Below are 812 nucleotides of genomic sequence, written 5' to 3'. Positions count from 1 at the left end.
TAAGAGACAGCTCCGGTGTGGCGTTCGGGGCGTTCGGTCAGGGGGCCTGTTTCGGCGCGGATCAGGTCGGGTGCCCGTTCAGGTGGTGGCGGGGCGCGCCGGGTCGGTGGCCAGGTGTACGGCGACCAGGCCGAGGACGGTGCCGGTGACGTAGCGCTGGACGCGTAGCCAGGTCGGGCGGCGGGCGAGGAACACCGCGACGGTGCCGGCGGTGAGGACCAGTGCGGTGTTGACGGTCATGCTCACCGCGATCTGCACTCCGCCGAGCAGGAAGCCCTGCATGACGAGGTGTCCGGCGGTCACGTCGACGAACTGTGGGATCAGCGAGGCGTACAGGATCGCTGCTTTCGGGTTGAGCAGGTTGGTCAACAGGCCCATGGTGAACAGCCGGCGGGTCGGGTCGGGGGCGAGGTCCACCGGGGCGAACACGGAGGTGCCGCCGGGGCGTACCGCCTGCCAGGCAAGCCACGCCAGGTAGGCGGCGCCGGCGAGTTTCACCGCGAGGTAGAGCTGGGGTACGGCGGTGAAGACCGCGGAGAGGCCGAACGTGGCGGCGGTCAGGTAGGCCAGGAAACCGACGGCCACGCCGGCCAGCGACACCAGTCCGGCGCGGCGGCCCTGGGTGATGCTGCGTGACACCAGGTACATCATGTTCGGGCCGGGGGTGAGCACCATGCCCAGGGACACGAGTACCACTCCGACGACTGCTTCCCCGTCCACCATGCGGGTGAGCCTGCCAGGGGTGTGCCGACTGGTGCGAGCGCCAATCGGTGGGTGCTGGTCTGCCGGTGGTGCCGGGTGTGGTGTACCGG

The 812-nt window shown here is 70.1% G+C and carries 1 protein-coding gene; it reads right to left on the bottom strand.

From position 1 onward, the window contains the following. Positions 1-78: 78 nt before the first annotated feature. Positions 79-723, bottom strand: coding sequence for a LysE family translocator (locus GSF22_RS34000; protein WP_208817974.1), 645 nt, complete (start codon positions 721-723; stop codon positions 79-81). Positions 724-812 lie beyond the last annotated feature (89 nt).

It is taken from the genome of Micromonospora echinofusca (assembly GCF_017614955.1).
In the GTDB taxonomy this organism is placed as follows: Bacteria; Actinomycetota; Actinomycetes; order Mycobacteriales; family Micromonosporaceae; genus Micromonospora; species Micromonospora echinofusca_A.
The sequence above is the reverse complement of the archived record's forward strand: the minus strand, read 5'-3'. Positions and strand labels throughout refer to the sequence as shown.

Excerpts from the sequence above, each read along its gene's own strand:
- GSF22_RS34000 (WP_208817974.1), bottom strand. The coding sequence starts at position 723 with ATGGTGGACGGGGAAGCAGTCGTCGGAGTGGTACTCGTGTCCCTGGGC.